General features: G+C 62.4%; 9 protein-coding genes. 2 read left to right on the plus strand and 7 right to left on the minus strand.

The window, feature by feature from the left end; genetic code table 11:
- Positions 1-2: 2 nt before the first annotated feature.
- On the minus strand, positions 3-1,424 hold the full coding sequence (locus tag AC1Z3V_RS04875) for a patatin-like phospholipase family protein (protein ID WP_483497572.1): 1,422 nt from the start codon (positions 1,422-1,424) through the stop codon (positions 3-5).
- A gap of 304 nt (positions 1,425-1,728) precedes the next feature.
- On the opposite strand from AC1Z3V_RS04875, the gene AC1Z3V_RS04880 reads away from it, so the two are divergent.
- Complete coding sequence (locus AC1Z3V_RS04880) at positions 1,729-2,403, plus strand: response regulator transcription factor (RefSeq protein ID WP_483497574.1); 675 nt, start codon at positions 1,729-1,731, stop codon at positions 2,401-2,403.
- Positions 2,400-3,770, plus strand: a complete 1,371-nt coding sequence (locus tag AC1Z3V_RS04885) for a sensor histidine kinase (RefSeq protein WP_483497575.1) — start codon at positions 2,400-2,402, stop codon at positions 3,768-3,770. Before AC1Z3V_RS04880 ends, AC1Z3V_RS04885 begins: the two co-directional genes overlap by 4 nt.
- A 109-nt stretch (positions 3,771-3,879) precedes the next feature.
- On the opposite strand, the gene melA (AC1Z3V_RS04890) is transcribed toward AC1Z3V_RS04885, so the two are convergent.
- The 6 genes from melA (AC1Z3V_RS04890) to melA (AC1Z3V_RS04915) all read right to left on the minus strand — a co-directional run bounded on the left by melA (AC1Z3V_RS04890) (position 3,880) and on the right by melA (AC1Z3V_RS04915) (position 12,825).
- On the minus strand, positions 3,880-5,253 hold the full coding sequence (gene melA / locus AC1Z3V_RS04890; RefSeq protein WP_483497576.1) for an alpha-galactosidase: 1,374 nt from the start codon (positions 5,251-5,253) through the stop codon (positions 3,880-3,882).
- Between the two features lie 22 nt (positions 5,254-5,275).
- Positions 5,276-6,955, minus strand: coding sequence for an ABC transporter ATP-binding protein (locus AC1Z3V_RS04895; RefSeq protein ID WP_483497577.1), 1,680 nt, complete (start codon positions 6,953-6,955; stop codon positions 5,276-5,278).
- A gap of 5 nt (positions 6,956-6,960) precedes the next feature.
- Complete coding sequence (locus AC1Z3V_RS04900) at positions 6,961-8,088, minus strand: ABC transporter permease (RefSeq protein WP_483497579.1); 1,128 nt, start codon at positions 8,086-8,088, stop codon at positions 6,961-6,963.
- Positions 8,085-9,095, minus strand: a complete 1,011-nt coding sequence (locus AC1Z3V_RS04905) for an ABC transporter permease (protein WP_429814227.1) — start codon at positions 9,093-9,095, stop codon at positions 8,085-8,087. The genes AC1Z3V_RS04900 and AC1Z3V_RS04905 overlap by 4 nt, the downstream gene beginning before the upstream one ends.
- A gap of 68 nt (positions 9,096-9,163) precedes the next feature.
- Entirely contained in the window at positions 9,164-11,248 is a 2,085-nt protein-coding gene (locus tag AC1Z3V_RS04910) for an ABC transporter substrate-binding protein (RefSeq protein WP_483497580.1), read from the minus strand.
- A gap of 113 nt (positions 11,249-11,361) precedes the next feature.
- Positions 11,362-12,825 carry an alpha-galactosidase gene (melA, locus tag AC1Z3V_RS04915; RefSeq protein WP_483497582.1) on the minus strand — a complete coding sequence of 488 codons (1,464 nt, stop codon included), beginning with the start codon at positions 12,823-12,825 and terminating at the stop codon, positions 11,362-11,364.
- Positions 12,826-13,010 lie beyond the last annotated feature (185 nt).

Here is a 13,010-nt window from a genome sequence, read left to right on the forward strand (position 1 = left end):
TGTTATTGAGGCTGCGCGAGCGCCGACAAGGCGCTGATATGCCCATCCGTCGTGCCCCGCCTGATGCGGTTCAGGAATCGCTGGTATCCGGGATGCTCGATGAGCAATCGCCGCCCAAGGCCCGACAGGAAATCGACATCTTCCGCATCCAATGCCAGCCTGTTGTGGAGCTTCATGATCCGCCGCGCCACCGGCGGGTCGACGATATCGGTCAAGGCCAGCCGGATGACATCGACATCAAGATTGCCGCAGCCTCGCCTTGCGCCCTCCATACTGCAACGCCATTTCACGAATTTGTTGCGCCAGGCGGGCAGATGGTCGCGCAAGGCATCGAAGCTTTGAAGGTTGGGGATGTTGATCATCGCGTCGATGGCCGCGACGATCGCATCCGGCGCCTTGGGGCTGTCGACGGTTTGCGACAGATCCCCTCCGATCCGGGTCGAGGCATCGACGACGATGACGATCAGGCGCCTGAGGCGCAGGGCCCGTTCCTCGGGAATCGGTTCGGGCGCCGACCGCCCCATCAGATGCAGCAGGCTCTGCGTTCCGACGCCATCGACCAGACCACCGTCGTAGAGCTTGAGGTAGTTGAGATCCTTCGCCGTTTCGTAGCGTCTGAGTGAATCGGCGTATTCGCGCGCGACGAGCGAGCCCGGCGGCTGCGATCGCGCCGCCTTTGCGCGCACTTCCGGCAAAGCCTCACAGCCGGTCCGGAAGTTCTTTAAGGTCAGAGGCGCAAACACCACCGGGACTGCGGCCGAGGCCGCGACGGCATAGGCGAGCGAATAGTCGTCGTAGCTGCTGCAAATGGCGGTGAAGGACGCTCGATCGAAGATGAACGGCGCGCGGTTATAGAGGTCGGTCGCATGGATCACCAGGCGCGGGTGGCCCGGGCGTGCAACGGTGCCAAGTGTCGCTCCCTTGAACAGGTTCGCATCGAGCCACGCAGGAAAGCCGGATAGATCGTTCACCCCGCCGCGATAGCCGCGCAGGATATTCGCCGGCGAAAACGACATCCTAAGCGAGGCCTCGACGTCGCGCCCGAGGAAACGCTTGCGAAAATCTTCAAGGCCCGAACGGCCGTAGAGGGCGAAATAAGAGGCAAGCACCGCGCCGCCGGAAACACCGGCGACGACAGCGACATCATCCGCAAGACGGCGCCCCTTTGCCGCCGGAGATGGCTCTTCCGCCAGCGCCGACAACACGCCGTAGCCGAAGGCGGCAGAGCGGGCACCGCCTCCGGAAAAGGCAAGGACGATACCGGTGTCGCCGGCATCCGAGACTGGCTGCTGCCGGGGCACGGCTCCGGTCGTCAGTTCGAGCCGCTTGTTGGTCGGCGTCACATCCGGGCCGGCGCAGCCGGCCGCAGCAAGTGCAAGCGCCAGCGCTCCATATCGCAGGAGCCGCTTTGTGTGCGCAACCACACCCTGCCGCACGGTGTGGCGGCGAGCAGCCCCTTCTCCTTTTTCCTTGATTGAATGTCGCTTTCGATTGCTGACCTTCATGCGCCCTGATCCAGGTTGGCTTTGCCCGCAAGAATTGACGTTCGCGAGCAATTGCCGCCCAGCCTAAGGATCTACATTGAGACAGCATGTCATGAACGACATTCGCAACGAAAGATTGTACGGCAGCGGCGATCGGGATTACTTTGCGGCAGGATGACAGGTTCCCTCAATGAAGCGGCGCCAGGATCGCGCGCGTGAGCACACTGTACGAGGTAAAGCATTCATGCGGGTCTTGCTGGTCGAGGATGAGAAGGAACTCGCGGGAGCGCTCAGGGCCGCCTTGAGCCATCACCGGATGGTCGCCGACCATGCGCGCGACCTCACTGAGGCCGCCTTGATCCTGAACGATGCCGTCTACGATGTGGTCGTGCTGGATCGAAAGCTGCCCGATGGTGACGGGCTCTCGCTCATTCCGGTGATCCGGTCGCGCGGCAACAATGTGCCGGTGCTGGTGCTGACCGCGCTCGATGATCTCGCAGAACGGGTTGCCGGGCTCGATGGCGGGGCGGACGACTATATCGGCAAGCCCTTTGCCTTCGAGGAACTGCTCGCGCGGCTGCGGGCGCTGGCGCGGCGTCCCGTGCCCGTGCAATCCGATATCGTCACCGTCGGGCGTCTTTCCTTCGACCTTGCGCACTGCGAGGCAAGTATCTCCGGAGCGCCGCTGAAGATGCCGCGGCGCGAACTTCTGGTGCTTGAGACGCTGACCCGGCGCATGGGCCGGATGGTGCTGCGCGCCGCCCTGATGGAAGCCGTCTTCGGCCTCGATGACGACATCCAGTCGAACGCGCTCGACACCCATATCTCGCGCGTTCGCCGCAAGCTTGCCGATGCGGATGCCGGAGTGATCATCAATGGCATCCGCGGCGTGGGCTATCTCCTCAGGGAAGATTCATGAGCGGCAGAGCCCCGCATTCGTTCAAATGGCGCCTCGTCGGCTGGCTGGTGCTGTTCGAAACGGTCGCGACGCTGGTTGTGATCGCCATTGCCGTCGGGCTGCTCTGGGTGACCGGCTATCTCATCGACGGGTACGAGAACGGCAATGTCGACGTGTTGAAGGATGCGATCACACGCAACGCCGAGGGTAAGCTCGTCCTTCAGGAAACGCCTGACCTGATCCGGCTGCGCCAGCGGGCGGCAAATATCTGGTTCATCGTACACGACAAGCAAGGACAGAGCCTCGCCGAGGGCAAGGTGCCCGAAGCCTTCGCCTTTGCGATCACCGGCCTCGAGCACATGAACGACGCCCGTTTCAGGCTTTCACCGGACAAGAACGCGCGCCCCGAAGCCGTCGTCAAATGGCTCGAGTCGCCAGCGGGCAGCGTCCAGATCTTCAGCGGCACCGAGGGGGAACTGACCTTCGGCCGTCTGCTGCTCAGCACGACCGGCGCCTTCCTCACCATCTTCGTGCCGATGTTGTTGCTGCTCGCCTTTGCGACCGTGATCGTTACGCCCGTCGTCGTACGGCGAATGTTGTCGGGCCTCTCCCATGCCGCCTCGCATGCGGCGCATATCGAATACGACCGGCGCGGCATCCAGATGCCGGTCGCAGGCGTTCCCTCGGAATTCCTGCCGCTGGTGAGGGCCGTCAACGATGCTCTCGAACGCCTTGACGAAGGCTATACGAGGCACAAGCGCTTCCTGGCACAGGCCGCCCATGAGCTGCGCACACCGGTCGCCATCCTTGGCGCCCGCATCGCCTCGCTGCCACCGGGACCAGACAAGACCCGCCTCAACGAGGACGTGACGCGCCTTTCAATCCTGGCAGGTCAGCTTCTGGACCTCGAACGGCTCGACGCCCAGAAGGACGAATTCAGGCCCGTCGACCTCGCGGCCCTTGCCGAACGGGTGATCGTTGCGCTCGCACCGCTTGCCTTTGGCGCCGGCTACGAGGTGACCTTCGAGGCGGATCGACGCCCCGTGATGGTAACGGGGGACGAAGCATCTCTGGAGCGGGCGCTCACCAATCTCGTGCAAAACGCCATCGACCATGGCGGCCGACGGGGCACGATCATGGTCAAGGTCGACCCGCAAGGCGCGATCGATGTATGCGACGACGGCGACGGCATCCCGCGCAGCGAAACGGACCGGATCTTCGAGCCGTTCCAGCGACTTCGCAAGGACGGCAAGGGCGCGGGCCTGGGCCTCAACCTGGTGCAGAAGATCGTCCAGTTGCACGGCGGCTATGTCGACGTCGCCCGCGCGCCGTCCGGCGGCGCCTGCATGCGCATCGTGCTGCCGCGGGAGGCGACGACTTCGGTTTGAAAAGAACAAGCCCCGGAACCTGCTGCCTGCTTTGCCCTTGAATCGGCTAGGACATAGGGAGAAAGACATGAGGTTCCGGGGCTCGACGCGACCTGACCGGGAGAAAATGTCAGGCCGCCTGGACCTTCTTCGACACCCGCGCCCATTCCGGGATCCAGTCACGATGGGCTGTGAGCAGATCGTCGACGAGCGACCAGATCTGGTCGAGGTCGAGTTCGGCCGCCGTGTGGGGATCCATCATCGCGGCATGGTAGAGATGTTCGCGGTTTTCGGTCATCAGCGCCTGCACCGTCAGCTCCTGGACGTTGATGTTGGTGCGGATCAGCGCCGTGAGCTGCGGCGGCAGATCGCCGATGAAAGTCGGCTGGATGCCGGAGGCGTCGACCAGGCAAGGGACTTCGGCGGCGCAGTTCTGCGGCAACGAGGTGATGCAGCCATTGTTGCGGAGGTTGCCGTAGATGACAGAGGGCTCGCCGGTCCAGACCGAGTTCATGATTGAGGAGGCGTATTCATGGCTTTCGGCCACTTCGATCGTCTCGGCCTCCTTGAAGGCGGCCGCCTGCCCCTTCCAGCGCTCGATCTGCTCGACACAGCGTTTCGGATATTCGTCGAGTGGAATGCCGAACTTCTCGATGAGGTCGGGCCGGTCGTCCTTGATGAAATAGGGGGTGTATTCGGCGAAGTGTTCCGAGCTTTCGGTGACGAAGTAGCCGAGTCTCGTCAGCATTTCGTAGCGCACCTTGTTCGGGCAGCGCGGATTCCAGTGGCTGGGTTTCGGGAAACGGCCTTCGCGGTAGCCGCGCACGAGATCCGGATAGAGATCACGGTAGCTGCCGTCTGACTGCTTGTGCTCGAATTTGAGGAAGAACGCCATGTGGTTGATGCCGGCGGCGCGGTAGCGGATTTCCGAAACCGGGATATCAAGATCGCGCGAAAGCTCGTAGGCCGTGCCCTGGACCGAGTGGCAGAGGCCCACCTGACGGATCGTCGGATATTTCTCGGCGATCGCCCAAGTGTTGATCGCCATTGGGTTGACGTATTGCAAGAGGATGGCGTTGGGGCAGACTTCGAGCATGTCCTCGCAGATCTTCCACAGATGTGGCACGGTGCGAAGCCCGCGCATGATGCCGCCGACGCCGAGCGTATCGGCGATCGTTTGGCGCAGACCATATTTCTTCGGCACCTCGAAATCGGTGACGGTGCAGGGCTCGTAGCCGCCGATCTGGAAGGCGACGACGACGAAATCGGCACCCTCCAGCGCCTTCTTCTGGTTGGAATGGGTCTCGATATCAGCTTTCACGCCGAGCGTGCGCACCAGCTTGCCGGCGACGATTTCGCTTTCGCCGAGACGTTGAGGGTTGACGTCCATCAGCGCGATGGTCGCGGCTGACAACGCCGGGCGCTGCAGTACGTCGCCGATGATGTTCTTCATGAAGACGGTGGAGCCAGCGCCAATAAAGGTGATCTTGGGTTGTCTGGTCATGGATTGCCTCTGCTTTCTGGTGTCATGCGGCCACATCGAAGGCGGCTTTCACAAGCCGTTCGGTGTAGGCGGTCTTGGGATTGGACAGGATTTCGCTCACCGGCCCCTCCTCGACTATTCTGCCGTGCTGCATCACCACGACCCGGTGACAGAGTGCGCGCACGACCTTGAGGTCATGGGAGATGAAGAGATAGCTGAGGCCCCGCTCGTCCTGCAGCTTGCGCAGCAGTTCGATGATCTGGGCCTGAACGGAGAGATCGAGCGCCGAAGTGGGCTCGTCGAGCAGGATGAATTCCGGCTCGAGCGCGATGGCACGGGCGATCGCTATACGCTGACGCTGGCCGCCCGAAAACTCATGCGGGAAGCGTGACAGGATGTTGCCGGGCATTCCTGCCGCTGTCAGCGCATCGACCACCCGGTCGAGCCGTTCCTTGCGATTGGCACCAATGCCGTTGACGACCAGCCCCTCCTCGATGATCTGGCCGATCGACATGCGCGGATTGAGCGAGGCGAAGGGATCCTGGAACACGATCTGGATGCGCGAACGCAGCGGCCGCATTGCGGTGCGGTCCTTGTTGTGGATCGGGATCCCGTCGAAGAAGATCTCGCCACCATCGGCATTGAGCAGTCTGATCAGGGCCTGGCCGAAGGTCGTCTTGCCCGAACCGGATTCGCCGACGAGCCCGAGCGTCTCATGCTTGCGCAGATTGAGGCTGAGCTTGTCGACCGCGACCAGCTCGGAAAACTGCGAACGGAACAGGCCGCCCTTCTTCAGCATGAAGGAGACCTTCACATCCCGTCCATCGAGGACGATCGGCGCATTGTCCGGTAGCGGATTGGCGGCGCCTGAAGGCTCCGACGAAAGCAGCCGCTTGGTATAGGGGTGCAAGGGATTGGCGAAGAGCGCCGCGGTGGTGTTGTGCTCCTTCACCTCGCCATATTGCATGACATAGACATAGTCCGAGAACTGGCGCACGACCGTCAGGTCGTGGGTGATCAGGATCACCGCCATGCCGAGCTCGCGCTGCAGGTCGCGGATCAGATTGAGAATCTGCGCCTGGACGGTCACGTCGAGCGCCGTCGTCGGCTCGTCGGCGATCAGCACATCCGGGTCGTTGGCAAGCGCCATGGCGATCATCACGCGCTGCCGCTGGCCGCCGGAAAGCTGGTGCGGATACTGGTTGAGCCGGAGCTCGGGATCGGGGATCTTCACATGGCGCAGCAGTTCGAGCGCGCGTTCGGTTGCTGCGCGCCGGCTGATCCTGCGATGTGCCCGGATCGCCTCGATGATCTGCGCGCCGACCGTATAGACGGGATTGAGCGAGCTCATCGGCTCCTGGAAGATCATCGCCAGCCGATCACCGCGGAGCGCCCGCCGCCCGCGTGACGAGAACTTGAGCACATCCTTGCCGTCAAATTCGATACGCGATTGCCGGGCGATCGTGGCCCGCTTTGAGAGAAGCCCCATGACGCTGCGCGCCGTCACCGATTTGCCCGAGCCGGACTCGCCGACGATGGCGATGGTTTCGCCGCGATAGAGCTGGAAGGACACGTCCTTCACCGCATCCACCGTGCCATGCTCGACCTTGAAGCGAACAGCGACGTTGCGCGCGTCGATGATCGGCCGGCCATTCCGTTCCAGAAGATCCTTTCTCTCGGCGGGAGCGGCGGAGAGGACGTCGATAGTTTCTGTCATGAGCATCCTCCTCAATAGGGGTCGATGGCATCGCGCAGGCCGTCGCCGAGGGCATTGAAGGCGAAGACTGTGACAAGCACGAAGGCGACGGGCGATAGGATCCAGGGATAGGACCCGATGACGGAATAGGTGGACGTGTCCTGCAACATCAGCCCCCAGGAAATCAGCGGCGGCTTGACCGCAAAGCCCAGGAACCCAAGAAAGGATTCGAGCAGCACCACCTGCGGGATCGAGAGCGTGACCGCGACGATCACGTGACTCATCACGTTCGGCAGGATGTGCTGGAAGATGATGCGCCGGTCGCTGGCGCCGACAGCAATCGCCGCTCGCACATAGTCGATGCGGGCTAGCGCCAGCGTCTTGCCACGCACCTCGCGTGACATCTGCGCCCATCCAAGCGCCGACATGACGATGATGACGAAGGCGAGGAAGACATTGGTCGGCGCCGTCACCGGGATTAGCGAGGTCAGTGCCAGGTAGAGCGGCAGTTGCGGGAAGGCGAGCACCAGCTCGACGAAGCGCTGCGTCCAGACATCGAAGCGGCCGCCGAAATAGCCGGACGCCATGCCGACAGTCGTGCCGACGACGGTAACGATCGAGACGACGACGAGGGCGATCATCAGCGAGATGCGTGATCCGACGAGAATGCGCGACAGCACGTCCCGGCCGAACTTGTCTGTGCCGAGCAGATGCACCGGCGAGCCGTCGACCGCGCCGAAGAAATGCCGTTCGGACGGGATCAGGCCGAAGAGCCGGTAGGGCGCCCCTTTGACGAAGAAACCGAGGATCTGCGGATTATTGTAATCGGGGCCGATGATCGGCTGGAACGTGATCGGATCAAGCTCTGCACCCTCGGTCAAAGGGTAGCTGCGCGGCGACAGGACGAAATTCCCGTCCTTGTCGGTGAAGCTGATCGCCTGCGGCGGCGCAAAGGCGACGCCCGTGGCCTTCGGATCGACCGGCGAAAGGAAGTCGGCAAAAATTGCCATGAAGATCAGCAGGCCGACGAGAACCAGGCCAAGCATGCCGGTCCAGGAACGCTTCAGCCGGCGCCAGACGAGCGCCTGGTAGCTTTCGTTGTGATGCTCCTGTTTGGGTTCGACGGTGAGCGGAAGGGCTGTCTCAATCTCGACGGTCATGCGTGGGCTCCTCCCAGACGCACGCGCGGATCGAGCGCGGCCAGCAGCATGTCGGCGATGATGTTGCCGAGGATGAGGGTGGCCGAAAGCACCAGCATGAAGGTGGCAGTGACATAGACGTCGCCCACCCACATGGAGCCGACGATGGCCGGCCCGACGGTCGGCAACGCGAAGATGATCGCCGTCTCGATTTCGCCCGTCAGCATATAGGGCAGCACCACGCCCTGGTACATGATCAGCGGATGCAGCGCGTTGGGAACGGCGTGGCGCAGGACCACGGCACCCTCGCTCAGGCCCTTCGCGCGCGCCGTCTCGACATATTGCGCATTCAGCGTGTCGAGCAGATTGCCGCGCATCACCCGCATATTGTAGGCGAGGCCGCCGAAGGTGGCGATCGCAACGACCGGCCAGACATGCTTGACGAGGTCGACGAACTTGTCAAAGGACCAGGGCGCGCCGCCGTAGCGGGCCGAGTGGAAGCTGTTGATCTCGCTGACATTGAAATGGAAGACGAGGACATAGACGATGATCAGCGCCATCAGGAAGCGCGGCACCGTCATGCCGAGGAAGGACACGGTCGAAAGCAGGCTGTCGATCCAGGAATATTGCCGGGTTGCGGCGATGATGCCGAAGGAAATGCCGATGACAGACGCGAGGATGTGGCAGACGAGCGCCAGGGCCAGCGTGCGCGGCAGGCGCTCGCCGACGACATCGGCAACCGGCTTGTTGTAGTAGAGGCTGTGTCCGAAATCGCCGCGCGTCAGGATGCCGGTCATCCAGTTGACGTATTGCACCGGCAGCGGTTTATCGAGGCCATGTTCCTTGCGATAGGCCTGCGCCTGGGCTTCCGCTTCCTCGTAGGAAGCGCCACCCTGGTTGATGAGCTGCGAGCGGATGTAGTCGCTGTAGTCACCGGGCGGCGCCTGGATGATGGCAAAGGTCGCCACGCTCAGGACCAAAAGGACCGGGATGGCAGAGGCGATGCGGACAAGCAGAAACCTGAACATGCCGTTTCCTTCTGTCGGTTGGGGTGATGAAGCGCTCCTCCGACCTGCAGTCGGAGGAGCGCTTGGCGTTAATTGCTGAGGCCTTTCTCACCGGGCTTGCCCGGAAGCTGTTCAGCAAAGAGCTCGAAGTCACCCTGCTTGTCGGCGGGCACGAAGAGGCGTTCACGCATGATCGTGTCCTCGGCCCAGTTGAACATGAAGATCGGCGCTCCGGTCGGTACGTTGGCGAAGCGCTTGTTGATGATCAGTGCGCCCGGATATTCGGTAAGGCCCACCGTATCGAGATGCGTCGTGGCGACCTTCTGATACTGCTTCATCAAGTCCGCGCGCTCGGCATTGTCATTGGTGGCAATGAACTTGTTGATGATGTCGACGAGTTCCTGTTCAAACGGCATCAGGTCGAGCTGGCCGCCCTCCGGTGCGCGGTGGTGCCAGCTTGTGCGCGGTCCGGCCGCCGCAAGCTGCGGCGTGTTCTGCACGACCGAGGCGTATTCCGCCGCATTACGATGAACCATCCAGTCGAACTTGCCGGCATAGTTGGCGGCATCGCGCTGCTTGCCGTCAAGCGAGTTCAGCACGACGCGAAGGCCGATCTTCTCCATCTGGCCGATCAGGCCTTCGGCGAGGTTGCGGTCGGTGTTGTAGCTGTTATCGATCAGAAGCACGATCTCGACATCGCGCCCGCCGGCGGTACCGGCCGGGAAGTTGACGAAGCCGTTGCCGTCGGTGTCCTTGAGGCCCGCCTTTTCGATCAGCACCTTCGCGCCGTCGAGATCGTAGGGATAATAGACCGTCGACTGCCGGTCATAGAAGCTCGTGCCGGAGGAAAGACCACCCGGATAGATCGCCGTAAACGGTCCCTTGACCAGCGCTTCGCCGAGCTTCTTGCGGTCGACGGCCATGGTCACCGCCTTGCGAAAATCCTCGTTGCGGTTGAGCTCGCGCACGGCCTGGGCACGTTCGTCCGGCTCGCCCCAGCCATTGGCCGAGAAATTCATGTGCAGATTATAGCCGATGAGGCGCGGGCCGAAGGCAAGCCGCGCGGGTGCCGTATCCTGGGCGGCACGCTTCAGCGACTCGACGAAGTTTTCCGGCTGCTCGAGGTTGGAAAGATCGGCGGAGCCGGCGATCGCCTGAACGTCGCGGTCGGCCCAGGTCGAAAGCTTATAGTGTAGCTCGTTGATATAGGGGAGCTGGTTGCCGGCTTCGTCGACCTTCCAGTAATACGGGTTACGGCGCAGCACGATGATGTCATCGGGACGATAGGCGACCGGCACCCAGGCGCCCATGACGGGAATGTTCATATATTCCGGCGGGAATGCGTTCTTGTACTGGTCGTAGGTCGTACCCGCATATTTCGGATGCTTGGCCTTGAGGATATGCGACGGGCCGGGGCAGAAGGTACCATAGGCCATGGCGTAGAGGTGCTGGCGCGGGAAGGCCTCCTTGAATGTCCATTCGACCGTATACTGATCGACCTTCTTCAGGGTCGTGCCGACGCCGAAGGTCTCGGGCGTCGCCCCGTTCAGCGGCGTCACGCTCGGATCGAGAACATTGTCCTCCCAATAGAACATCACGTCATCGGCATCGAAGGGGTCGCCGTCGGACCACTTGGCGCCCTCTACCAGGTGCATCGTCAGCTTGTGACCGTCGGCGGACCATTCCCAGCTCTTGGCAAGGTTCGGCAGCGGTTCGACGTCCTTGGCTTCCACTTGGAAGAGCGGCGCCGTGCGGGTCAGGCATTCGGACATACCGATGTCGATGCCGCCCCAGCCCTGGCTCTGACCGGCCGAGTAGTTCCAGCCCTCCGGCCGGCCACCGATGACGTGACGCAGCGTATCGCCATAGACGCCGACGCCATCAGGCATGTTGCCGGTCTTGAAGACCATCGGCTCCTTCGGAAGACGCTCGGCGACCGGTGGCAGCTTGCCGGTCTTGACGTATTTCTCGGTGACCCAGGCCGGTTCCTTATATTCCGGCAGGGCCTTGAACTCGGCGATCGAGTCGCGTGGCACATAGGTGATCTTGCCCTGCGCCGGAAATGGCGGCTGCTCGGGCACGACGGTTGGTTCGGACGCCGCCGCCTGAAGCGCGAAGGTCGAGATGCCGACGAGCAGCAAGCTCGCCATCTTCGTCAGTCTGTGGCTGGTCATTGGCTCAGATTCTCCCTCTTTCGCCGCGCCGGAGCGCGGCCTCCTCCTTAGAAAGTCTGCAGTTGCGCAGCACGGGCCGGCGTCTCCTCACGCGGACACGTGCTGCAAAAAGATCAGCCCGCTACGCGGGCCTGCCGCTCGGCGCGCAACTCGTCGAGCGAACGGACCTGGCGGCGTGCGGCACCGCTCCACTCACGCGTCTTGACCGTGGCGCGGCTCAGGCGCTCCCTGGCGCCATCGATCGCGTCGGCGTATTGCGGCAGCCATTGGGCCTGCGCGACGATCATCTCGTCGACCATCTGCCAGACTTCCTCCGGCGTGCAGATGGCGCCGACCAAGGGGTCGTGCAGCATTGCCAGCTTCAAGAGATCGAGATCGCCGGTGATGGCCGCATGCACCGACATGCGCTGGACATTGATCGAGGCAAGGCAGGTGGCGGCGCAGGCCTCGGGCAGCGTGATGCCGGAAACCATGTTGATGCCGAAGCGGTCGACGAAACCGGGGGATTCGATGATCGCATCCGCAGGCAGATTGGTGATGACGCCGGTGTTTTTGACGTTGAAGTGGCCACGATAGATCCGGCCCGTTTCCAGCGCCTCCAGGATATGGCTCGCATGCTCGTTCGAGCGCTTCTTCGGGTCGAGCGGCAGACCGGCTGCCTCCAGGAACTGCGGAAACTCGGTCTCGAACCAGTTGCGAGTTTCGGTCGAATACCGGAGGTAACCGCCGGTTTCGCCGTGGATCCAATCCGACATGTCGATCCAGCGGGTGATTTCCTCCGGGCGCTTGCGATACCAGGGGAGGTATTCGGAGAGATGACCGTTGCTCTCGGTCGAATAGACGCCGAAGCGCTTCAACACGTCGATCCGGAGCTTTTCCTGTTTGGAGAACACCGGGTGCGCCTCGAAGGCGGCGACCAGTTCGTCCTTGCCGATCTTACGGCCTTTGAGCCTGACATCGACGAACCAGGTCTGGTGGTTGATGCCGGAGCAGATGTAATCGAGCTCGCCCTCGCCGGCGCCGAGGATTTCGGCGATCTGCTCACCGCCGTGCTGGACGCCGTGGCAAAGACCGACCGTGTCGACCTTGCCGTATTCGATCGCCGCCCAGGTGTTCATCGCCATCGGGTTGGCATAGTTCAGGAACTTGGCCCCCGGTTCGGCGACGGCACGAATGTCTTTGCAGAAATCGAGAATGACCGGGATGTTGCGTTGGCCATAGAGGATGCCTCCGGCGCAGATCGTGTCGCCGACGCACTGATCGACACCGTATTTGAGCGGGATGCGGATATCGTCGGCATAGGCTTCGAGGCCGCCGACGCGAACGCAGCTAATGATGTAGCGCGCACCTTCCAGCGCTTTCAGCCGATCGGTCGTAGCCGTTACCTTCGTCGGCAAGCGGTTAACCGCGACAATCCGGTCGAGGATCGCCTTGATCATCTCCAGATTGCGGGCGCTGAGATCGGTGAGCGCGACTTCGATGTCGGTGAGCTCCGGCACGGCGAGAATGTCGGTGAAGAGCTTCTTGGTGAAGCCGATGCTGCCGGCGCCGATGATGGCGATCTTGAAACGTGCCATGCCCTTTTCACTCCTCCTGGACTGCGCCCCTTCATAAGAAGGGTAAAATCAATTCACGGATTTGCCCCGCTGCTATGCGCAACTTCCGCGCGGTTCCGGCTTTTGGCTCAGCCGAAAGCGCCGGCCATTGCGCGATTGGTCGTCATTATGTTTATAATTACCGACCCCGCCAGAGCGGTATTGTG

The sequence above is a fragment of the Ensifer sp. 38_S197 genome (assembly GCF_056924495.1).